Origin of the sequence: Bradyrhizobium sp. AUGA SZCCT0182 (genome assembly GCF_018130185.1) — a bacterium.
Taxonomy (GTDB): Bacteria; Pseudomonadota; Alphaproteobacteria; order Rhizobiales; family Xanthobacteraceae; genus Bradyrhizobium.
On sequence record NZ_JAFCLY010000041.1, the window covers coordinates 1 to 22,370 of the forward strand.

A 22,370-nucleotide genomic window follows, 5' to 3' on the forward strand; every position below is an offset into this window, starting at 1 on the left:
GCCCGCTTGAGCGCAGAGAGGCCCGCGTGCGTTGTCTCTTCGATCTATCCAGAACGATTAGTTCGCCGACTTCTTCACACAATCCGCCAGAAGCGGCCATTCAACACTGACCGAATTCGATTATTTGGTTTTCAGTCAGCCGCCGCCAAACTTGGATGGATCATCGTAGGGTGGCGGATCGTCGTGGTCAGTCCGCAGGCCACCCGGAACGGAGTCGTCGCGATAGATCCGCACACCACCCGGAGTGCCGTAGCTTGGGATCACAGCCTGACCGGGACGACCGATGACATGTCGCGATTCGGAATGACGCCCTCGTGCGGCGGCGTTTGCAGAAGCACAGAGAGCGATTAGCAGAACCGGAACCAAGACTGAACGCATCGCATATTCTCCACTCGACGATTCCCGATCGAGGGCGGATCGGCGGTCGTCGCGCCGTTGAAATCCACAGCAATGCCAATGCCCTCATCCGGGTGATGCTGCGGCATGCCGTAGATCATCGCCGAACCTGTCGCCACCACATCAGCGCCGCGCCGCCTAAGCAGTCGCCTTGAACGGTGCCCTTGCGCCACGACGTGCCGAGCTTACCGGCGGGGCCATATCCGAAGCAGCGTCTGTTCCGGACCGGCCACGGCCTGGGCCGGCGCGCTCCATTCTCGCATAAGCTTTGCTCGCTGCGAAAACATTGACGGCACCGTCAGGTAGCTCCAGTCCCATTCTGCCGGCAGGAGTTAACGCACCTCCATTCAGCACATCCCGATTCGGAAACATCGCCTGAAACGCTCCGGGTTCCGAGATTGCGGCTTGTGCAAGCGCCGGGGCTATCGAAACGGTCGATAGCAGAGCTGCCGCGACGAGCGCTGTGAGTCTGGTCATGGTTTTCTCCGTTTTTCTCTTCTGCGCGGGAATTCGCGCTGGTGGCCTCGGATGTTCCTTCCAGACTTTTCTACGCAAGAATTCTTTTTGGTATTTGCAGTTGGAAGATTGCGCACATGCAGGGACTTCCTTTCTTCAGCATATGTGCGGGGTGTCGCCCACGTCGCAAGTGTCGTCCTCCCCTTCCAAAGGCATTGCAGTGAATGTACCGGCATGCGGCGCGGAATTGCCGACGCTCCCCCCAACATGGTGAGCCGTGGCGCTAGTATTGACTCCCTCTGCGAGATACCGATGGACCGCAGAATGCTCATGAGCCACGGCGGGCGTTGCCAACATGGCGACGGCGAACAAGCCCGCCGACAAGAGTTTTATTGTTGTCATTGACTTTTCTCCTTAGATACAGACCGTCTCGACTCGTGAACTATTGGCATCGACAGATGATCAGACTCCTGTCGAACTGCTCGTCGAGTTTGCGTTGCTCGGTATCGAATGCCGACATCTCCTGCTGTTCGAGTTGCTCAGGAGCAGAATCCGGCGAAAACTGACGCGCGCGGTTGCAGATGACCGATCGGCGCTTGGGGTATCGGAGCTGCCGCATTTCCCAGCGGTCGGGCATATCCAACTGGGCTGGAGATGACGACAGTGCAGACCACGGCCGTCATGGCTGGAAGACGTAACGACATTGATCACTCCCTCAATTGAGCGCTTGGCCAATGATCGAGAAGCGGCTCTGCTGCGCATGAACTGGCTAGGGAGTAGATAGGCCAGACAATCTCACATTCCCATTAAATACGAATTCTTGGCTTCGTCGTTTTCCATCATCGACACCAAGGGTCGTAAGGTCGCATGCGGGCGCCAGGGCGGCCCGAAGATCTGCCCTGGCGCCCGCCGCATTCAACTCAGTACGGCCCGGGTTCGCAGGGGATGTTGTCACCGGTCCAGGGCGCCGTAGCAAATGCGCCGACGCGCGGCGCTGGAATGCAGACTTGGCCATCAATATACCGAGCGGTCGAAGGGTCGTTCGCGTTGACGTTCTCAGTGACATGCCGCCTGGCCGAATAGTTGTCGCGAGCCATGGCAGGCGTTGCGAGCATGGCGGCAGCAATCATTCCAGCAGACAAGAGCTTGATCGTGGTCATTCAACTTCTCCATTGCGTGGAAAGGAGGCCAAGGACGTTTGGCCTCCACACTCGCGATGTGGGTAGTACGAGCGATCTTTAAACGGCTTGCTCGCTCACGATCATTCAACGCGTCGTGAGATCACCACGACGACAGCAAAATCGTTCCAGGAAAATGCGTAGCGATCGCAACGACGAGAATGAATTTTTTTATAATCGATTTCGTCGTTGCCGCGCTCCACACTAGGTTGCCGCAAGACAAAATGGACAAGACTCATGAAGACTATTCGGAACGTTGCGATTGCTTCGACAATCGCGTTTTCTACACTGGTGCTCGCCTCGATCACTGCATCGGTGGCGGAGGCCGCGCCGATCGTTTCCCCAGGTCATTACTGCCTGTCATATGATGAGGGCGGGACGGATTGCAGCTTTACGAGCTATTCGCAATGCCTCGCAACCGCTTCGGGTATTGACGCGGAATGCTACGGCACGACTTTTCGCGGCAACGATGCCGACGGCTTCCCGGCTGCTCACCACGCGGGCCCTCATGGCTATTGAGTGAGGTACGCACGGGGATTCAGCATTGTCTCGCAGTCTGCGACGATGCTGCGGCCCGGATCAATCCGGTTGATCGGGACAGGCAATCTCCACCTGGCAGCCCGGCCCGGAATGGATCGTCAGGCGAAAACCGTGTAGCTTTACGATCGCTGCGACCAGATTAAGTCCAAGGCCAACGCCCGGCGTATTTCGTATCTTGTCGGAACGGTAAAATCGCCTCAACACGGCCTCCCGCTCCTGTTCGCCGATACCGCAGCCAGTATCGGTCACGCGAATAACGGGCTCGCTGCCGCCGCGGAGCAGCTTGATGCTCACCTTGCCGCCTTCCGGCGTGAACTTGATGGCGTTATCGACCAGGTTGGCGACCGCCTCGATCAGCAAGTCACGGTCGCCGCGCACAGTGAGAGGCCGCTCCACCTCGACCTGCAGCGCGATGTCCTTGTTTTCGGCGATCGGCTCATAGATGTCGTGCACCTCGCGCAGCATGTCGTGCAGGTTGACGTCGCCAAAACCCGCGGATCGCCGGCTATTCTCGATCTCCGCCAGGCGCAACAGCGCGGTTATGATCGTCAGCGACTGATCGATGCCGGCGATGGCCTTGTCAGCCACCGCCTGAAGCTGCTCCAGCGATGTTGCGTTGGTACGGCCGCGTTCAAGCACAAGGCGGGCACGCGTCAACGGCGTCCGCAAGTCATGGGCAATATCGTTGCCGACGCCGGCCAGCGCATGGATCATCGTTTCCATTTCATCGAGCATGCCATTGACGATAATCGCGAGCTTCGAAAACGGTTCGTCGACTGTACGGTGCGGCAGCCGCTCGCGCAGGTCTCCGGCGATAATACGCTGAACCCGTTGATTGACCTCCTCGACGCGTTTCTGCGCACGCACGCTAAGCCATGCGCCGGCCAGCAGGCAGAGGCAGAATCCGGGCAGCAGGCCGAGCGCGAGCGCCTGCCCCACGACACGGGAAATTTCCCTGGCCTCATCGACATTTCGTCCGATGAACAGCACGTCGCCGTTTCGCATCCGTCGCGCAATCGCACGCACCGCCTGATGTTCCCGACCGCCTCGATCTATCCTGATAATGTCAACGCCTTGCGGCGGCGCATCGATCTTGAGTTCGGCGGGCAGGTTCTCCAGATTGCCCGTGATCCGGCGACCGTCGGCGGCAAAGATCGCTGCGAGCTGCACGCCGCGCGGATCCTGCCTCAGGCGCTCATCGATCGCTTCGAGCCGTCGCTCAGGCGTCAGCTCGGATAGCCCGTCAATGTGCGCCGATATCACGCGGTCGGACCGCGCGATCAGATAGTCATCGATCGTCCAGTAGATGAATCCAAACAAAGCCAGGATGAAGGCGGCAAGTACGCCTGCCACCATCAGCGTCCAACGGAACGTATTCGAGCGCGCGAACTGCAAGTTTAGCATCGGATTTCCGTCGCCCGAGGTTCTCAGCCGATACCAGTATAGGCGGCTATCGACAGCGCATCACCCCGGGGCGAACGGTACGATCGCCTCAGGACACAGCCTTAAGAATGAAGCCCGCGCCACGGACGTTGTGGATCATCGGCGCATCGCCGGGCCCATCTACCTTGTGACGAAGGCGTCCCATATGCACGTCTACCAGATTGGTCGCGGGAACGAATTTGTAATTCCAGACCTCTTCCAGCAGCATCGCTCGCGTGAGCAATTGATCGGCGCGCCGCATCATGTACTCCAGCAGGCGAAATTCGCGCGGCAACAATTCGATCGGGCGATCGCCGCGTTTGGCGGTACGTTCGATCAGATCGATCTCCAACGTCGCTACCTTGAGCGTGGTCTCGCGCGACTCTGCCGGCCTGCGCAGCAACGCTTCCATTCTGGCGACAAGTTCGACGATCGCGAACGGCTTCGTCAGGTAATCGTCGCCTCCCATTCGCAGTCCCCGCACGCGATCATCGACCGCGCCCAGCGCACTCAACACCAGCACGGGGGTGCGCACCTGTTCCTTTCTCAATGTCTCGATAACGGTGAGGCCGTCCATTCCGGGCAATAGCCGGTCGACGATCATCGCATCGGGTTGCGACGAGCGCGCCTTGTCGAGCCCCTCGATGCCGTTGCCTGACCATTCAACATCAAAACCACGATCCGCCAGTTCGGCCTTGATTTCCTCAGCCGTTTCAGCGTCGTCTTCGATTAGGAGCACTTTCGCCATATGCCGCTTCTCGATTGCCGCAAAGCCATACGCGTCCGGTAAACCGGAAGCCTGACATCCGCGGACCGCTATCAATGCCATAAGATCAACCGCCTGCAATGCCAAGGATCTTGAACACAAAGGCTCCTGAATACCAAGGCTCCTGCCCGAACTTGCGTTCCCCGCCCGAGAGTGACCTGGGAGCCGGACGGCGCCGCCAGCCTCACCGGGGGAATGAGGCGTGGCGTGCGCCGTCCGCTCTGCGGCCAAGAGAGACACCCCCTGGGACAAGCGAGGTGTAGCCGCTGAGGTGGATATAGCCGCGAAAAACCGGCCGCACCATTAAATAGGATTTTATGATCGACCCGTCGGATGCAGCTGTTGCTTGCATCATTCTGGCTGAGGTCAGGATACCTGTGTCACCTGGAGCTTGGCGCGCACCTTGCCGCCTTCAGCCAAATCGACAGCGGGATTGAGGATGACCTGATCGCCGGGCTTGACACCGCTGTTGACCTCGACCTGCTGCCCGAGGTCGCGCACCACCGTCACCTTGCGCAGATGCACAACGCCATTCTCGACCACCGCAACCTGCAGCCCGCCTTTGTTGAAGATGACGGCGTCGGCGGACACGGTGAAGCTTGGCGTTTTGCGTGGAATATGCAGTTCGATGGTGCAGTAGATTCCGGGGGCAAGCACCCCGTCGGGGTTGGGGATGTCAATTTCGGTCAGCAGGGTCCGAGAGCCAGGTTGCAACGCATCGGCGATCCGCGTCACCTTGCCGGGAAAGGTGCGATCCGGGATCTCGGGCACATGCACGACGGCCTCAATTCCCGGTCGCAGCCCAAAGGCTTCGTCCTGCGGGACGAAGACCTGGGTCCGGATGACATTGCCTTGCATGATGGTGAACATGAAGGTGCCGCTGGTCGCATCGGCCTGCACCAGGCTGCCGATATCGATATTGCGCTGGGTGATCACCCCATCGAATGGCGCGACGACGCGCTGATAGAGCTTCTGCTGGTGCAACACCTGCAACTGGGCATCCTCCGCCACCACATTGGCCTGTGCAACGGAGACGCCAGCCTCCTGCGCTTTCAGCGTCTGAATGTCGGTAGTGCCCTGCTGCGCGGTCAGCCAGCCCTGCTTCACCAGCGGACCGTCACGATCCCAGGTTACCTTGGCGAGTTCGCGGTTTGCCTCCGCCTGCTGCAAGGCTGCCTTGAGTTGGCCGAGCGTCGCCTCGGCTTGGGCGATCTGGTGATCGAGCTCGGGCGCCACGATTTCGGCCAGTAACTGACCCGCCTTCACGCGGTCGCCGATATCGACTTCGCGCTTGTCGATATAACCACTGGCGCGCGCAAAAACATTGGCAACCGAGAACGCCGATGTGGTCGCCGGCAGACTGACAATTTCCGTGCCGGCGCTGGGTCGCACCGCCGCAACACGAACCTGCGGGACAAATTCCAGGCTTTGCTTCGCCGTCGTAACCACCTGCCGATGCTGCGCGTAATGGTTCCACGCCCCGCAAGCCAGCGCCGTCGTCAGAGCGAGGGCAAGCCCGACAGCCGAAAGCAAGCCAACCCGTCGTCTCTTGCCAGGGCGCAGGCGTGCGGGTCCGGTCTCACGACCGGTCTCCGGCGGCTCAATATCCAAAGGACGATTGAAGTTCATTCCAGCACCTCGTCAAATACCCCGTGATGTACCTTGCCATCGTTGCGTTTGCGCAGCATGGCGAAGAGATACGGCACGACCAGCAGCGTCGTCGGCGTTGCGAACAGCAACCCGCCGATCACCGCGCGCGCCAAAGCCGCGTTCTGCTCTTCTCCCGGCGCGCCGATCGCCATCGGAATCATGCCGACGATCATGGCGGCCGCGGTCATCAGCACCGGCCGAATCCGCGTATGTCCGGCCTCGATGGCCGCCTCGAACGCCGTCTTGCCTGCAAGCTGCTGCTCGCGGGCAAACGTCACCAGCAGAATGGAATTTGCCGACGCGACGCCGACCGCCATGATCGCACCCATCAGGGACGGCACGTTGAGCGTGGTCCCGGTGATGAACAGCATTGTGAGGATCCCGCACAACGTCGCCGGCAACGCCAGGATAACGACGAAGGGGTCGCCGAAATTCTGGTAGTTCACGACCATCAGCAAGTAGACAAACACCGCTGCGAACAGCAGCCCGATGCCGAGATCAAGAAACGCCCCGTTCATGCTCTGGATCTGGCCAATCACCTGAATGGTGTTTCCAGGCTTGAGCTGCTTCTGCAGGTCCGTCACGATGGTGCTGATCTGGCCGGCTACACCGCCGAGATCGCGCCCCTGGACGCTCGCATAGACTTCATAGACCGGCTGGACGTTGGCCTGATTGCTGTTGGTAGGGACGCTGCCGCGCCTGAACGTCGTGACGTTGCTGAGCAGGCCCGGCACCGGGACGTCGGTCAACGACGACGAAATCCCGGTGGAAACCGGCGTGTTGCGCAGATCGTTCAGCGAAGTGATCCTGTTCTCGGGTGTCTGTACCGCGAGATAATACGGAATTCCCGATTTGGGATCGGTCCAGAAATTCGGTGTCACCTGTTCGGACGAACTCAGGCTGACATTGACGTTGGTCGCGATGGTATTCGCATTGAGCCCAAGCTGGGCTGCGCGCGTGCGATCGATATCTGCATAGAACGCCGGTGCATCGACTTCCTGCTGCAGATGCGCATCCGCGATCCCCGGTATGGCGGCGATTCGCCGACGCAGCTCGTTCGCGACGCGGAGATTGTTGTCCTTGTCGTACCCCACGGTGCGAACGTCGATTTGTGCCGGCAGACCAAAATTGAGAATCTGGGTGACGATGTCTGCGGCCTGGAAATAGAACGTGTCTTCGGGGAACGCAGCAGGCAGCGCCGCCCTCAGCTTGCGCACATATTCGCTGGTCGGCCTGTGACCCTCCTTCAGCGATACCAGAATGACGCCGTCATTGACGCCGATAGTCGAGCCATCCGTGAACGCCAGATTGTAGGCCCGCGCCGGCAGTCCGATATTATCCACGATCAGGTCGCGTTGGTCTTCAGGTATGATTTCACGAATCTTGTCCTCGACCTCCTGAAAAGCCTTCTCCGTGGCCTCGATCCGCGTTCCGGCAGGCGCGCGCACATGAAGCTGGATCTGTCCGCCGTCGATAGCAGGAAAGAAATCGCGGCCGACGAGCGGAAATGTGACGGCTCCAAGCCCAAGCAGTAGCAGCATGAACATCGGAATGACGTAACGATGCTTGATGAGTTCGGCGAGCGAACTTGAATAGCGGTGCCGCATGGCCTCGAAGTTGCGCTCAAACGCAGCATGGAAACGGGTAAATAGGCCGGCCTTTGTCGCGTCCGCCGGGCCGTGATTTTCGCCCTTGAGCAACAAGCCGATGACGATCGGCGTCAGCGTTCGAGACAGGCCGTAGGACGCCAGCATTGCGAATACCACCGCCAGGCCCAGCGGCGTAAACAGATACTTTGCCGGCCCTTCGAGGAACACCACCGACGTAAAGACGCAGCTGATGGCCAGCGTCGACACCAGCGTCGGAATGGCGATACCGGCGGCGCCGTGCAGCGTGGCTTGCGGCAGGGGCATTCCCTCTTCGGTAAGCAGCCGATGGGTGTTCTCGATCGTGACCGTGGAATCGTCCACCAGAATGCCGACCGCCAGCGCAAGTCCGCCGAGCGTCATCGTATTCAATGTCTCGCCGAGGAAATAGAGCACGACCAGCGAAGTCAGGATCGATAGTGGAATCGAGATCATGACCACCAGCGTCGAACGCCATGATCCTAGGAACAGCAGGATCATGAGCGCCGTGAGGCCTGCTGCGATCGCACCCTCGCGCAGGACACCGGCCACCGATTGCTTCACGAATACCGACTGATCGAACAGCTCGTTGATTTGCATGCCGGGAGGCGCCGCGGCGCGCGCTGTCTGCAACGCATTATGCACAGCATTGACGACGCTCAGCGTCGATGCATTGCCGTTCTTGATGATGCTGAGCAAAACAGAGTGGCGGCCGTTCTGGCGCACGACGTTTTGCTGCACCAGCCAGCCGTCGTGAACCTGGCCGACGTCCTTTACGAAGATCGTGGCCCCATTGACGACCTTGACTGGAATATTGTTGAGGTCGTCGATAGTCGCGGGCGTCGCGTTGGTGCGGACGGCATACTGCGTGTTGCCGAATTTTGCTGTGCCCGCAGGCAGCGTCAGGTTTTGCGTGTTGACGGCATTGACGACATCAAGCGGTGTAAGCCCCTTGGCGAGCAGCTTCGAGGGATCCAGATCGACCATGATCTGGCGATATTTTCCACCGGTGGGTGTCGGGAGAGTGATGCCGGGTATCGGCGCCAGCTGCTGGCGGATGCGATAGATCCCGTAGTCGTAGAGCTGCTGCTCATTGAGGGTGTCGGAACTCAAGCTGATCTGCAACACCGGCACGCTGGAAGCGTTGAATTGCACCACCAGAGGGGCCTGGATGCCCGGCGGCAATAATGCACGGATGGCGTTGGTTGCCGAGACAATCTGGGCAATCGCGAGGTCGAGATTGACGTCTGGCTGAAAGTAGATCTTCTGGACCGAAAGCCCAGCCAGCGTCTGCGCTTCGATGTTCTTGATGCCATTTACGTTCGAGCTGATGGCATACTGGCTGTAAGTGGTGACGCGCTGCTCCATCTCCGGCGTGCTCAGACCGGTATAGCTCCAGATCACCGTCACGACTGGGATATTGATTTCCGGAAAGACGTCGGTCGGCGTCTTCCAACATGCGACGGCGCCCAGAAACAGGATCAGGGCGGCGACCACATAAAATGTGTGCGGAAATCTCAGGGCGAAGCGAACGATACCCATCCATTCATCCTCGGTTGTTCCGTCTCAAGACAAAATCGGCCACGCCCACTACCGCGACGACGAGCACGACACGAAAACAGATCGACGCTGACGGGGAGAAGGCCATGTCCGATTCTTTCAATGATTGGGTGAAGGATCGATCGCGGCCGCGAACCAGTGGCTTACAGCCTGCTGCGTCGTGACAACTTCCTGCTGCCGGGCGGCGACGATCTGCTGCGCCAATTGGCGAAGCCGCTCATTGTGACCGTACTTGATCTCGGCCCGCGCCATATCGACTGCGCCGCGATTGAGGGACATCATGATCGCAGCAAAATCGCGATCAGCATCGCCAGTTGGCTTCACCATCGCATCCGCCATCATCCTGTTCATCGCGGCATCGTTTTCTGCCACGAACGGCGCCTCCTCGTGGTAATCCGGCCGCTCGCTGGCATACTGGATCGGCATCGCGCCGGGGACGTGATAGCTCGACATCGGATCGCGGGCGCAAGCCAGCGACGCAGTCGTGACCAACGTCGTGGTCGCCAGCGAGATCACCCGCTTGCGAACGAAAGAGCGCGAGAACACAGTCATTTCATCTCCGCACAGATACGCTCACGCGGCCGTGAATTTTGCCGCAAGCCTGCTCGCGCGTTTCCCGATTGTATTTTCTTCTCGGAAGGTCCGCCCAAAGAAATTCCTGACACGCAGATGGCCGTCAGGAACATTCCAAGCATGGCGGTTCGGTGCCGTGCTCTCAATTAAAAACGAGTTTAGTTTCGCGTGATCATGAGATTGACCTCGGCATTCTCACATTCCGAGGTCATCTCGGATTACAGCTGCCGATCATGATCGGCATCCGATTTGCGACGGAGCATCAACCGCACACCTGAACGGGTTGCCGGCGCCAACCATGCGCGGTGTGCACGCGCCGTTGAACGACATAGCAGCCATCGCTGTCAGCGTAGGAATCGCTCGAAGCATACGGATATGCGTACGGATAGCCATAACCGTAGCCGTCGCTGTAGCCGTCATAATAGTACGGATCATAGAATCCGTAGCCTAGGCCAGTGCCGAACGCGAAGCGGTTTCCAAAGCCGCGACCATGAAATCCTTGGCCGTGGAATCCTTGGCCGTAAAATCCGCCACCGCGAAAGCCGCCGAAACCGCCGTGGAATCCACCGGCCATATTGCCACCATGGAATCCGCCCCCTCCGAAGCCACCACCGCCATGAAAGCCGCCACCACCAAAGCCACCACCGTGGAATCCGCCACCACCGCCCATACCGCCCCCGTGGCCTCCACCTCCGCCACGTGCCAAGGCCATTGTCGGCGAAGCCAGGCCAATGGACATGACTGCCAATAACGCGATCGCTGTTTTATGCAACATCGACATTCTCCGTCAGAGATACAGCTCCCAGCCGGGACTTGTGACCTGCAATTGGGAATCGCATTGAGCAAACGCCACCAGCAGCGACGCCTCCGCTGCTCACCTTTGCGCGAGCCTTGCCGGCCAAGAAGGCCGTGGTTGCTTCGATTGGTTTATTCACCGGGAATTGCCGAGCCAGCCGGGCGGGCTTCTCTAAAATTGAATTTAATAGCATCGGCGGACTGCGCGCCTACATCAGCTTCACGCTCATCAAGCAACGAATGGCGCAGAGCCGGCCGACGCCAGCGAGGAGTTTCGACATGAGAAAGCTTTCCGTTCTTTGCATCGCCCTTTGCTTTGGCCTTTCAATTACCGCGGCGTTTGCCCGCGGCGGCATGGGAGGAGCGCATGGCATGGGATCGTCTCATATGTCCATGATGGGCGGAGGCGCCCTCGGCACCACCGCTGCCGCGCCCGGCACCAACTCGTCGGGCACGGCACTTTCCTCAGATGGCGTCGGCCGCCCTATGCTTGACACCATGCCCTCTATCGACGCCGAAAACGCAAAGATCGACAAAGAGATAAATTCGATCTGCCGGGGATGTTGATCCGCTGCTCCAACGGTTACGAGCTCTGACTATCCATGAACGGCCGGCTCGCACCAGAAGCGGGCCGCGCGCTGTTGACCCACGGCCGGCTCTCGACGATTGAAGCGACGGTTCATCTCAGATCGCCGGGCGTGATGATCCCTGTGCCAGGGTCAGCAGAACCGCAGCGAGTGCCGCGGCGGCCTTGTCGGGCCGCGTCTTCTCGTAGATCGCGAACTCAAGGTCAGGAAGCCGCGGCAGCCCCTCTTCCGCACCGAGAATGCGCAATCCCGCGATCAGCGCGCTTGCGGGAAGCGGGGTGACGGCGAGGCCCGCGAGCGCCGCCGCGCGCACGCCCGTCAAACTGGGGCTGGTATAGACGATCTCCCAAGTCAGTTCGTTGTTGTTGAGCGCGATGAGTGCAGCCTCGCGAGAAACGGATCGCTCGCGATATAGGGCCAGCGGCAGCGCCGCCCCCGGAACAAGATCGAACGTGTCGGCCGCGGCCCATACCAGCGGCTCGCGCCACACCAGACGTCCCTTCGAGGTTCCGAGCGGTCGTTTTGCGAACACGACGTCAAGCCGTCCCGCATTGAGTTGCTCGATCAATTCCGCGCTGACGCCGATCTGCACCTCGAGCTTCACGCCCGGATTGAGCGTGGCGAAGCGGCCGAGCGCCGAAGGCAGCGAACCACCGGCAACCTCCTCGACTACGCCAAGACGCACCATGCCGGAGAGCCGCGGCGCCGCCAGGCGATGACGGGCCGCTTCCTCAAGTTGCAACAGCCGACGCGCGTCGCCGAGCAGCATCTCGCCATCGTCGGTCAGCGCGACGCTGCGCGTTGTCCGCCGGAACAAGGGCCGTTTGGTCTCGAGCTCGAGCCGCTTGATCTGCTGGCTCACCGTCGACTGGGTCAGGTTGAGCCGCTCCGCGGCGCGGTGGAAACCGCCGCAATCGGCCACGGCAACAAAGGTGCGCAACAGCTCGAAATCCAGCATATGATTGATCCAATTTTGCGATCAATCATATTATAAAATTTCGTTTCTATAATCAATCGAGGACTCCTATCTTTCGCTTCAAGGGCAAGCACCGAGCGAAGGAGATCCATCATGTTAGACACATCACGACGCCGAGCAGATCGCGCCTCCCGTCTCGCGCGGGTTGCCGCGCTCAGCGGCACGAGCGGAAAAGTCTGCCCAGCCGACCAGGCGACGCAGTTGCTCGAAGCAATCATCGAGCCTGGCGATCGCGTGACGATCGAAGGCGACAACCAGAAACAGGCAGATTTTCTCGCCTCGGCGCTGGCGAAGGTGGATCCTGCGCGGGTGCACGATCTGCACATGGTGCAGTCGGTGCTGGCGCTGCCCGACCATCTCGCCGTGTTCGAACGCGGTATCGCGAACCGTCTGGATTTCTCCTATGCGGGGCCGCAAAGCCGCAAGCTCGCCGAACTCGTCGCTACGAATGCGGTCAAGATCGGCGCGATCCACACCTATCTCGAACTCTACGCCCGCATGCTGGTTGACCTGACGCCGCAGGTCGCGCTTGTCGTCGTCGACAAGGCCGACCGCGACGGCAATCTCTATACCGGGCCGAACACGGAGGATACGCCGACCATCACCGAGGCGACAGCGTTCCGCGGCGGCATCGTGGTCGCGCAGGTCAACGAGATCGTCGACCGCCTGCCGCGGGTCGACATACCCGGCGACTGGGTCGATGTCGTGGTGCCGAGCCCGAAGCCCTACCTGATCGATCCGCTGTTCACACGCGATCCCGCCAAGATCAGGGACGAGAACGTGCTGATGGCGATGATGGCGATATCAGCGGTCTACGAACCCTACCAGGTGCGGCGGCTCAATCACGGCATCGGCTATGCGACCGCGGCGATCGAACTGATCCTGCCAACCTATGCTGCGAAGCGCGGACTGAAGGGCAAGATCGCCAGCCATTTCGTACTGAACCCGCACCCGACCCTGGTCCCCGCGATCGAAGCCGGCTTCGTCGACAGCGTCTATTGCTTCGGCTCCGAATTGGGCATGGAACGCTATGTCTCGAACCGCGCCGAGATATTCCCGGTTGGCGCCGACGGTAGTCTGAGGTCCAACCGCGCGCTCGCGCAGGTCGCGGGGCAATATGCCTGTGACCTCTTCATCGGCGGCACGTTGCAGATCGACGCACAGGGCAACAGCTCGACGGCCACCAAGGGCCGCATCACGGGCTTCGGTGGCGCGCCGAACATGGGCGCGGACTCGCGTGGCCGCCGCCACGACAGCCCGACCTGGCTGCGCGCCGGTCAGGAAGCGGGCGAGAGCCTGCGCGGACGCAAGCTTGTGGTGCAGATGGTGCAGACCCAGCAGCCGAACGGCGCGCCGAGCTTCGTCGAACGGCTGGACGCGTTCGATCTCGCAGCCTCGGCCGGCTTTGCGTTGCCGCCGGTCATGATCTATGGCGACGACGTCACCCATGTCGTCACCGAACGTGGGGTGGCCAACCTTTTGCGTTGCCGATCGCCAAGGGAACGCGAGGCGGCATTGCGCGCCGTCGCCGGCGATACTGAGTTCGGCAGGCGACAATCACCCGAAACAACCGACAGCCTGCGCCGCCGTGGTATCGTGACGTTCGCGTCCGACCTCGGCATCGATGTCAACACCGCAACCCGCGACTGGCTCGCGGCCCAAACCATCGACGACCTCGTCACGGCGTCAGGCGGACTCTACGTGCCGCCGGCAAAATTTCGTCCGGCCACGGTCCTCCACGGTTGAAAGCAGGAAGCAACGATGACCCCGAACACGCAAATCTCAAGTGACCTGTCCAGCTCGAAACCCGCGCCCGTGGATCGCGCGAAGCAGCTGGCGGCGACACTGCTGTCGCAACGCGGCGAGGCATCCGGCGCGCAGGTCGCGCGCGAACTGCACCAAATGCTGTGCACCCTCGATGCGGACGACCGGCACAGCTTCCAGCGCTACCTTGCGACGGAATTTCAGCCCGACAAGGCGGCACTGCGCGCGGCAGCGGAGCGTTATCTCGCCGACGCCACGGCGGAAGCCGCCGCCGCGCTGGCGCGGGCCGGCGATCCGCCCCGGCAGGAGTTGCTGCGCCGCATGAACATGGCGCCCGGCGGCACCGGCGCGCTGATCGCGATGCGCAGTGAAATTACCTCATCTCTGCGCGGCGAACCGGAACTGAGGCTGCTCGACGCCGACCTCAAGCATCTGTTCGCCTCGTGGTTCAACCGCGGCTTTCTCGAGTTGCGGCGGATCGACTGGCAGTCCCCGGCGGCGGTGCTGGAAAAGCTGATCGCCTATGAGGCGGTGCATGAGATCAAGGGCTGGGACGATCTGCGGCGCCGCCTTGCGCCCGACCGCCGCTGCTTCGCATTCTTTCATCCCGCGCTTCCCGGCGAACCGCTGATCTTCGTCGAAGTTGCGCTGGTGCAGGGATTGGCCACAGCGATGCCAGCGCTGCTCGCACGGGAGACGGATGAAGCGACCGCGCGGGCGCAAGCTGCGCGCGCCGACACCGCGATATTCTATTCAATCTCCAGCTGCCAGGACGGCCTGCGCGGCATATCGTTCGGCAATTTCCTGATCAAGCAGGTGGTCGAGGAGCTCAAGGCGGAGTTTCCGCAGCTGAAGCGTTTTTCCACCCTGTCGCCGGTCCCGGGGTTTCGGCGCTGGCTCGGTCAACGGCTTGCGAATGGAAGCGATCCCGATGCCGCGCTGTGGCCACAACTCGATAGCGGCGAATGGTGGAATGACCCGGCGCAGAGCGAGAAGCTACGCGCGCCCTTGCTGCGGCTTTGCGCCCGCTATCTGACGCGGCCGCCCTCGATACGCATCGACCCGGTGGCGCGCTTTCACCTCGGCAACGGCGCGCGGCTCGAACGTGTCAACTGGCTCGGTAACAGCGCACCACGCGGCATCCAGGAATCCTTCGGTATCATGGTCAACTATCTCTACGACCATGACAGCATCGAGGACAACCACGAGGCCTTTGTGCGCGACGGGACCATCGTGCGTTCGCCAGAGGTCGACACACTGCTCAAAGCTTATTCCACCCAACCTTGAAGGACGAGAATCATGATGAACAGACGCGCTTTTTCCGCCGCCCTCTTGACCGGTGTCGCGGCTTCGCTGATCTCCACACGCGGCAAGGCCGCAAATTCGACTCCCGTGAAGGCGAGGAACGTCGTGCTTGTGCACGGGCTGTTCGCCGATGGCTCGTGCTGGACAGAGGTGATCGCGCGATTGCAGGCGGCGGGACTCAACGCCACGTCCGTGCAAAATCCGCTGACGACGCTGCCAGAGGCGGTGGCTTCGGCCGAGCGCGTGCTGGCGCGGCAGGATGGCCCAACGGTGCTGGTGGGTCATTCCTTCTCCGGGATGATCGTCACGGAGGCCGGCGTACATCCGAACGTCTCCGCGCTGGTCTATGTGGCAGCGCGCGCGCCGGACGCGGGAGAGGATTATACCGCCTTGGCCAAGACGTTTCCGACGCCGCCGGCGAGCGCGGGAATAGTGTTCGACGGCGATGAAGGACGTCTCTCCGAAGAGGCCTTCCTTCGCGATTTCGCCGGCGACCTGCCGGAAGCCAAGGCCAGGGTGCTCTACGCCGTGCAGCAGCCCTTCAACAAGGCTCTGCTATCCGGCAAGACCACGCATGCGGCCTGGCGATCGAAACCGAGCTACTACGCGGTTTCAACGGAAGACCGCACGATCAATCCGGACCTCGAGCGCTTCATGGCCAAGCGGATGGGCGCCAAGACCATCGAGGTGAAGGCCAGCCACCTCTCGCTGATCTCCCGTCCTGACGAAATCACGCGGCTGATCCTTGAAGCTGCAGGACAGCAAGCCTGACGAACCCGGCCGAGCGCATCAACGCCATCGGTACATCCCAAGCCGTGGAGACTGAAGATGCCGTTTGTAACCTTTACCGTCCGGCGCGGCCTCAGCGCCGCCGACAGGTCCCGCTTGTCGGAGGCAATGCTGGAAGCTCAGGTAGCCGCCGGTTACCAGCGGGCCGACCGCTTTCACGCTTTCTCGAGATCGGCCAGGATGATCTCCTGGTCGATCCCCGCTTCCCCGACTACGCAACGGACAGAACCGATCGGTTCATGGTCGTTGAGGTCATCATCTCCAGCGGGAAGCCGACGGAAACCGCCGCCACCATTGCCGATGACGCGATCCGGTTGTTCGGCGAGCGCCTGCACCTCGCACCTCAGGACGTCCTGTTCGCCTTCTATGAGGTGGAGCCGAACCTGCCGCGCTTTCCTGCTGCGTCGATCAGGCGAGACCCGACCGCGGCTGCCTAAGCCGCGACATTGGCAATTTGCGAATGTCCACTTTGCGCCGATTGTGTTGAAGAAGTCGCCGCCTTAGCTGTTCTGGGTGGCGCGAGGAGACAGGCGCGCGGGAGCTTGTTTGCTTTCAGGCCGGCAGCGGAGCCAGCTTTGCCAGCTTTCGGAGGTTCTGGGCGGTGGCAGCCAGCAGGAACTCGTCTTGAGCACCAAATGGACCTCTCAGCCTGAGCCGATCCAGGCGCAGGATGCGCTTGAGATGTGCGAACAACATCTCGATCTTCTTCCGTTCACGCCGCGACGTCACATAGGTCTCGGTCTTGGCGATGTCGCGCGCAACGTCTCGGGCCTTTTCGTGGATTGAACGCGGGACCTTTCGGGCGGGCATCTTCGGACAACACCGCGGCTTCAAATCGCAGGCGTCACAGTCATACTTGCTGGCGCGATAGAGCAGTGTTGCTCCATCGTTCACCAGAGTACCGGTAGAGGTCAGCGCCTTGCCGGCTGGACAGACGTAGATATCGGCTTCCTGATTATAGTCGAAGTCTTCGCGCGAGAACGTCCCATCGTCACGGGCCGACTTGTCGAACACCGGAATGTGCGGCTCGATCGCGCGCTCGTTGACCAACCACCCGAGCATCTCGGCCGACCCGTAGGCACTGTCGGCGGCCAAGCGCTCGGGGCAGAGCCCGAGGCAATCTTCGGTGCGCTCAATCATCGTGCGCGCCGCACCGACTTCAGCCTGCCGAATGGCTCGCGTCGCCTCGACATCGACGATGATTGCTGCCTTCAGGTCGATCAGGTAGTTGTCGGCGTAGGCAAAGAAAGCATGCCCTTTGTGAGCGCCGGTCCATTGTGCGGCCGGATCCGACCTGGAGATGAACTTCGGTACCGTCTCGCTGGCGGCGCCCCAGGCAGCCTCATCCAGGGTATCGAGATATTCCCGGACGGATCGGCGCGTCCTGGCGATGGCCTCCCAGTCAACATCATCAGACCCGGCAGCAGAGCGCTGCTTGTTGGCATCGGCAGCAATCAGGCTGGCATCGACCGCAAAGGCAGCTCCGTCGACCAGCCCTTCGGCCATGCAGCGCCGGACCACGGTCTCGAACAGCTTTCGCAGCAGATCGCAATCGCGGAAGCGGCCATGTCTATTCTTGGAGAAGGTCGAGTGCTCTGGCACCTCGCCGTCGAGCCCAAGCCGACAGAACCAGCGGTAAGCGAGGTTCAGGTGAACCTCCTCGCACAACCGACGTTCGGAACGAATGCCGTAGCAATAGCCAACCAGCAACATCCGGACCAGCAGTTCGGGATCAATCGAAGGCCGGCCAGTAGAGCTGTAAAATGGCGCCAAGTGGCTCCGAACGTCCGACAAATCGACGAAACGGTCGATCGATCGTAGCAAGTGTGCGGCCGGAACGTGTCGCTCAAGTGAGAATTCGTAGAACAGCGCTGCCTGATCAACCTGCCGCGGACCCATCATCGCTTCCGGTCTCCCGTCTACCGGACCCAATGAATCAGCGAACTCCTGGCGCTTCAACAGGAGAGTTTTTCAACACAATCCGCCAGAAGCAGTCTAGCGGCGAAGGGCACGATGCCCTTGTCAGCTCCTTGATTATTCGGATGGACGCCCGATCGGATTGAGGATCTACATTCACTTCGATTAAGACAAATATAAATGGCGAACGACGCTGCATCTGATTGTCTCGTGAGATACTAAAGCCAACCCCCGTTCAGTCGCGCCAATTCCCGCTGAACTTCGTGCCGGGGCTCGTGTGGCCAGGCGATGACAGCTGATTTCGTCCATCGAATGCTATGGAACTTTCGCGATCGGTTGCGAAGCGGCTCGACATTCGCTGCAAGGAGCATCAAGCCATGAGCGCACGAAGTTCCTGAGCAATTGACTGCCATGGCGCATTGAGGTCCACCGTAAACACAGAAATATTGCGGCCAAGAATTTCATATTTCTCTCGCAAATCACGGTCGACCTTTGGGTAGATCAGCATGCCATCGGCTTGGATACCTCCAATCGTTTTCGCGTTCATAAGGTAACTACCCATCTGATAAAGATTTCCGCTGTGAAGTTTATCGATGTCAAAATAGCTGCTCAGAGTACGGCGATAATATTTTGCATCGATGATCCGATACTCGCCGGATCGCCTCGCAGAAATATCGGTTTGCATTCGAGGCAGGAGCTGTAGATTTGGATCGGTCGAACTTACAGCCTGCCAACCAATGTTCTCGCTCTTTACCGTCCATTCCGCGCATTCCCGGGCGATAAAATTGAATAGAAACGACTGGAATAATCCCGCCATCTTATCTTCGTCACGCGTAAAGTCGCGAAAGCGTACTTTACCGGTAGCCTCGTCGACCAAAAGCGAATCGAAAACTAGCCTGCACGTGCTCAATAGAAAACGGTAGAAGAGATTGTTTGAGGTAACGCGAACGGAATCAAACGCCTTGCGCGAAAGCCTTATCTCCCGAATTTCTGAGTGACGCGGATCTTGTGATGGAGCTTCCGGTCTAATCGATCCGCATTTTGTAATGACACGAGTGTTGCCTTCAGAATCCGATTGGCGCCCGTGTCTGCGGATAATTCATCGTACCGACAGTGGGCCCGCCCCTGCATAAAGAGCGAGCGTCGAAGGCTGTTTGCAATATCCAAACGTCCGCGGATCCCGCTTAGCTCTTCTTCACGAGCTTCGTAACCTTGCTCAAGTCCGCGCCGTGCCAAATGTCGAATGCCATCACACAAGACCAACGCGAATAAGTCAGCTAATTCCGTTGTTGGCGTTTGGCTAACGTCTATTATCTTCCCCTGCTCAAGCCTGTTCCAAGCATAACAAAGCAGATAATAGATGTTAGCAATTGGTATTGAAGCGCTCATAGGCTCACGCCTTTAGTAGCCGCGACCGCCAATCCTCAGCCTGCGCTCCCTCATACCAATATTCACGCAGCAAAGGTACGATCTCAAGATTGATAACTTGGTTGTAAGCGTCTTCAGCATCCTCGTCCGCAGATAGATCACAGAAGAAACTGTGGCCAATCGAAAATCCGGGACCCAAGTCTCGATCTTCAGAAATAGCCTTATTCAAGCTGCTTAAGCCGCCCTTGATGTGTTCGACGAGTTCCTCAGGTATGCCGCGATCAATCAAATGAGCGCGGAACTGGACCGTCCCAAAGCCCGGTTTAATGTCGAAAAAATCGAACCTGCGTCGCAAAGCGTAGTCAACCAACGCGAGCGAACGGTCGGCAGAATTCATCAAACCAATTATGTGAACGTTACTTGGCACGTGGAAGCGCGCATCCTCCTCCGTCGAGTAAGCAAGTTCCACCGCATAATCTTCGCTGCGCTTGTCGCTTTCGATGAGCATAAGAAGTTCACCAAAAACCTTGCTCAGATTTGCGCGATTAATCTCATCAATTACGAAGACGTAGGGGCGACCAGGGTCAGCCAAAGCACGGCGACAAAATCTGATAAACACGCCATCTTTACGCTCAAACCCTCCCTTCCCGTCTGGCCGATAACCCTGGACGAAATCCTCGTAAGCATAGGAAGCATGGAATTGCACGACTCTTGTCCGGTTCGCATCGAGTGTCCCGACGAAGGCTTGTGCGAGTCGTCTGGCCAGAAATGTTTTTCCGACTCCCGGAGGCCCCTGCAAAACAATGTTCTTCTTCAGCTCCAAACGTTCCAACAATTGATCGAATAATTCTTTCTCGATAAAAACGTCTTGCGCAGCTTTTGCAGCCGTTACATCAGGTATCGAAGGCTGATTCCCCGAAGAAATGAAAGCGGTTGGCGCCAGCGCGGCATCATAGGATTGAATAATCTTGTCGAGACGTGTGATGAGGTTAGCAAGGTGAAGATCGTCTGGAATTGCGAAAGCACTGTCGACGAAAGAGTCGCCGTATCTTTCGGCTTCGCGCGAATGCTTTTCGCGCATAAATTTTGCTACTGTTTCGAGCCCCTCGGTCGTTTTCCAACGATAAGTCGGCTTGTTCGTTTCACTTACACCGAGCGCTAAAATGAGGATCTTTGCCTCTCTATAATACAGAAGAACGGGATAGATCCCGTCGCTAACTTTTTGGTCCGGACCCAGGAAGGCGATCCATGGCACCCGAGAGAACCCGCCTTGGCCAAATCCAACTTTAATCTGAAGGCTGCGATATTCTTTGGGATACTCGCTCGTGCGAAGATCTTCACCACCGTTTGCCTGCGCGAGAAATTTCACAACAAGATCGCCAATGAGATCTTTTGGGACGATTGAAAAACCGAGTTGTCGGAGAATCTTGAACGCTGACGTGTCATCTCCGCCCGCAAATTCTCGCCTCTGTAGTTCCTTACCAGTTGAATACTTGCAAGCCAGAGAAAACACCAATTTCGGTGGAAACCGTTTTCCGTCTTCGTATGTCGACGAACGAGCCTCAGTTGGAATCCCCTCCTTCTCAATCTCGGCTATCGCCTGTCGCACGTGGGTCGCCGTTAAGGAAGCTTCGAGAGTTTTCCAATCGTGCTGCCACTGCTCCCTGAGTGGATTACGATAGTAGTCCAGCTCAGCTGTCTGGTATTTTTGCTCGAGGTCGCTACGGGTCTGCCGCAAGATCTTGTCGATAGCGACCGCAGTCATCTTATTGGTCTCGGAAAACGGCAAACCAGCGAAACGTTCAGCAACGGATTTGCGGTCGCCTGCAGAGAACACCCTTTCAAAGTCGTCTGGAAAAAGGACAAAGAGAAGCATGTGACGAAACTGGCGAGCCTGCGCGTCAGGCACGTCCTGTAACCACTCGGCAAATTTCCAGGGCTGCTCTAAAAGCGAAGCCTGCTGATGACCGTCTAGCTTCCTAAATTTAAGGAGAAAATTGAGGCAGAATGTGAACTCTCTAGGTCTGTGGTTGCTGAAGCCCGGCCCTGCGCTGCCTATCCCAGGCAGAATCTCGTCCGAGAGCCATTCACTTTCAGCTGGAAACGGTGCCCCTGACCACCCCCAAATGGCCCTTACGTTCTCTCTCTTTCGCTCAGCGGAGATGTTGCTCGGACACAATAACAAAATCCACATTATCTCGGCTGCCAATTGCTTTACTGCAGCAGAACACGTCGCTAGCTGATCATGGAGTTTTGCGGAGAAGGGACGATCAGTTTCGTCCGGATTTTGAGTAAATCCACGGTCTAAGGTTTCGATATTTTCGGTTGTCCATATTTTCCCCGCGGAGAAAATGGACTCGCCTCCCACCAGTGCAACGTCACGCCAATTTTGGGCTGCGGCTAAAATCTTGTCGGAGTCATAGGGATAGCGGCTCACGACTTCTCCTAACGTTAGTTTTGACTGTCAGAGCTCCCTCAGCCGTAACAGCTGGCTGAATCAACAAACTAGCATAAGTGGCCGCCGCTTAGAACCGTGGAAGTCCTTGGTGCCGGTGATGTTTGCCGCGAGCATGAGTCCTGGCGTCAGAACTGTCCGGCACCAACATTCCTACGCTTGCTGCGCGGTTTGATCGAGCCAGGCGCAATGACCATGCGTATTTGGGCGGTAGCAGTCGCCGTTCGGCGCTTGCGCGTCCGACAACG

The 22,370-nt window shown here is 59.2% G+C and carries 18 protein-coding genes; 6 read left to right on the forward strand and 12 right to left on the reverse strand.

The features are described 5' to 3' along the window. Positions 1-1,772 precede the first annotated feature (1,772 nt). Positions 1,773-2,012 (reverse strand): hypothetical protein, encoded by a 240-nt coding sequence (locus tag JQ611_RS31920; protein ID WP_212467694.1) that lies wholly within the window; start codon positions 2,010-2,012, stop codon positions 1,773-1,775. A 255-nt stretch (positions 2,013-2,267) separates the two neighbouring features. Here JQ611_RS31920 and JQ611_RS31925 point away from each other — a divergent pair, with 255 nt between their 5' ends. Continuing rightward, positions 2,268-2,549 carry a DUF3551 domain-containing protein gene (locus JQ611_RS31925; protein WP_212467695.1) on the forward strand — a complete coding sequence of 94 codons (282 nt, stop codon included), beginning with the start codon at positions 2,268-2,270 and terminating at the stop codon, positions 2,547-2,549. Positions 2,550-2,609: 60 nt separating this feature from the next. Here JQ611_RS31925 and JQ611_RS31930 read toward each other — a convergent pair whose 3' ends face one another. The 6 genes from JQ611_RS31930 to JQ611_RS31955 all read right to left on the reverse strand — a co-directional run bounded on the left by JQ611_RS31930 (position 2,610) and on the right by JQ611_RS31955 (position 10,941). Beyond that, a complete protein-coding gene (locus tag JQ611_RS31930; protein ID WP_212467696.1) occupies positions 2,610-3,974 on the reverse strand; it encodes an ATP-binding protein in 1,365 nt (454 codons plus the stop codon). Positions 3,975-4,062: 88 nt separating this feature from the next. Next, positions 4,063-4,740, reverse strand: coding sequence for a response regulator transcription factor (locus tag JQ611_RS31935; RefSeq protein ID WP_212467726.1), 678 nt, complete (start codon positions 4,738-4,740; stop codon positions 4,063-4,065). Positions 4,741-5,124: 384 nt separating this feature from the next. Beyond that, positions 5,125-6,387: an efflux RND transporter periplasmic adaptor subunit gene (locus tag JQ611_RS31940; protein ID WP_212467697.1), complete on the reverse strand. Its 1,263-nt coding sequence runs from the start codon at positions 6,385-6,387 to the stop codon at positions 5,125-5,127. Beyond that, entirely contained in the window at positions 6,384-9,575 is a 3,192-nt protein-coding gene (locus tag JQ611_RS31945; RefSeq protein ID WP_212467698.1) for an efflux RND transporter permease subunit, read from the reverse strand. Before JQ611_RS31945 ends, JQ611_RS31940 begins: the two co-directional genes overlap by 4 nt. 117 nt (positions 9,576-9,692) lie before the next feature. Next, positions 9,693-10,145: a DUF305 domain-containing protein gene (locus JQ611_RS31950; protein ID WP_249133617.1), complete on the reverse strand. Its 453-nt coding sequence runs from the start codon at positions 10,143-10,145 to the stop codon at positions 9,693-9,695. 283 nt (positions 10,146-10,428) lie between these two features. Then, positions 10,429-10,941: a hypothetical protein gene (locus tag JQ611_RS31955; RefSeq protein WP_212467699.1), complete on the reverse strand. Its 513-nt coding sequence runs from the start codon at positions 10,939-10,941 to the stop codon at positions 10,429-10,431. 116 nt (positions 10,942-11,057) lie between these two features. On the opposite strand from JQ611_RS31955, the gene JQ611_RS42060 reads away from it, so the two are divergent. Next, on the forward strand, positions 11,058-11,528 hold the full coding sequence (locus tag JQ611_RS42060) for a hypothetical protein (protein ID WP_249133618.1): 471 nt from the start codon (positions 11,058-11,060) through the stop codon (positions 11,526-11,528). A gap of 117 nt (positions 11,529-11,645) precedes the next feature. Here the strand turns inward: JQ611_RS42060 and JQ611_RS31965 are convergent, their stop codons facing one another. Continuing rightward, positions 11,646-12,506 (reverse strand): LysR substrate-binding domain-containing protein, encoded by an 861-nt coding sequence (locus JQ611_RS31965; RefSeq protein ID WP_212467700.1) that lies wholly within the window; start codon positions 12,504-12,506, stop codon positions 11,646-11,648. 111 nt (positions 12,507-12,617) lie between these two features. Between JQ611_RS31965 and mdcA the strand changes: the two genes are divergently transcribed. The 4 genes from mdcA to JQ611_RS31985 all read left to right on the forward strand — a co-directional run bounded on the left by mdcA (position 12,618) and on the right by JQ611_RS31985 (position 16,819). Continuing rightward, on the forward strand, positions 12,618-14,270 hold the full coding sequence (gene mdcA / locus JQ611_RS31970; RefSeq protein WP_212467701.1) for a malonate decarboxylase subunit alpha: 1,653 nt from the start codon (positions 12,618-12,620) through the stop codon (positions 14,268-14,270). Between the two features lie 15 nt (positions 14,271-14,285). After that, positions 14,286-15,575 carry a malonyl-CoA decarboxylase gene (locus JQ611_RS31975; RefSeq protein ID WP_249133619.1) on the forward strand — a complete coding sequence of 430 codons (1,290 nt, stop codon included), beginning with the start codon at positions 14,286-14,288 and terminating at the stop codon, positions 15,573-15,575. A 9-nt stretch (positions 15,576-15,584) separates the two neighbouring features. Then, positions 15,585-16,364 (forward strand): alpha/beta fold hydrolase, encoded by a 780-nt coding sequence (locus JQ611_RS31980; RefSeq protein WP_212467730.1) that lies wholly within the window; start codon positions 15,585-15,587, stop codon positions 16,362-16,364. A gap of 257 nt (positions 16,365-16,621) precedes the next feature. Further along, on the forward strand, positions 16,622-16,819 hold the full coding sequence (locus tag JQ611_RS31985; protein ID WP_212467702.1) for a hypothetical protein: 198 nt from the start codon (positions 16,622-16,624) through the stop codon (positions 16,817-16,819). A gap of 115 nt (positions 16,820-16,934) precedes the next feature. Here JQ611_RS31985 and JQ611_RS31990 read toward each other — a convergent pair whose 3' ends face one another. From JQ611_RS31990 to JQ611_RS32005, 4 genes are all read right to left on the reverse strand, one after another. Then, on the reverse strand, positions 16,935-18,284 hold the full coding sequence (locus JQ611_RS31990; protein WP_212467703.1) for an IS1182 family transposase: 1,350 nt from the start codon (positions 18,282-18,284) through the stop codon (positions 16,935-16,937). Between the two features lie 385 nt (positions 18,285-18,669). After that, on the reverse strand, positions 18,670-19,347 hold the full coding sequence (locus JQ611_RS42590) for a 5-methylcytosine restriction system specificity protein McrC (protein ID WP_409411315.1): 678 nt from the start codon (positions 19,345-19,347) through the stop codon (positions 18,670-18,672). Next, positions 19,275-19,688 (reverse strand): 5-methylcytosine restriction system specificity protein McrC, encoded by a 414-nt coding sequence (locus JQ611_RS43155; protein WP_212467705.1) that lies wholly within the window; start codon positions 19,686-19,688, stop codon positions 19,275-19,277. The genes JQ611_RS42590 and JQ611_RS43155 overlap by 73 nt, the downstream gene beginning before the upstream one ends. A gap of 4 nt (positions 19,689-19,692) precedes the next feature. Then, positions 19,693-22,104 (reverse strand): MrcB family domain-containing protein, encoded by a 2,412-nt coding sequence (locus JQ611_RS32005; protein ID WP_212467706.1) that lies wholly within the window; start codon positions 22,102-22,104, stop codon positions 19,693-19,695. Positions 22,105-22,370: the final 266 nt, after the last annotated feature.